This window comes from Shewanella sp. ECSMB14102 (assembly GCF_000813075.1).
Taxonomy (GTDB): domain Bacteria; phylum Pseudomonadota; class Gammaproteobacteria; order Enterobacterales; family Shewanellaceae; genus Shewanella; species Shewanella indica.
Genome location: NZ_JWGX01000151.1, coordinates 1 through 353 on the forward strand (window position 1 = coordinate 1; position 353 = coordinate 353).

Genomic DNA, 353 nt, shown 5'->3' on the forward strand with positions numbered 1-353 from the left:
AAGCCCCACGTTAACGTGGGCACCATTGGTCACGTTGACCATGGTAAAACCACTCTGACTGCTGCTATCTCAACTGTACTGTCTAAGACTTACGGTGGTGAGGCTCGTGACTTCGCAGCGATCGATAACGCTCCAGAAGAGCGTGAGCGCGGTATTACCATCAATACCTCTCACATCGAGTATGACACTCCAACTCGTCACTACGCTCACGTAGACTGCCCAGGTCACGCTGACTATGTTAAAAACATGATCACCGGTGCTGCCCAGATGGACGGCGCAATCCTGGTAGTAGCTTCTACTGACGGCCCAATGCCACAGACTCGTGAGCACATCCTGCTGTCTCGTCAGGTAGG

Annotated in this window: 1 protein-coding gene; it reads left to right on the plus strand. The window is 53.0% G+C overall.

Annotated elements, in window-relative coordinates; all coding sequences use genetic code 11:
- Positions 1 to 353: GTP-binding protein (locus RC73_RS19745; protein ID WP_039036226.1), on the plus strand; the 353-nt coding region annotated here is incomplete at both ends.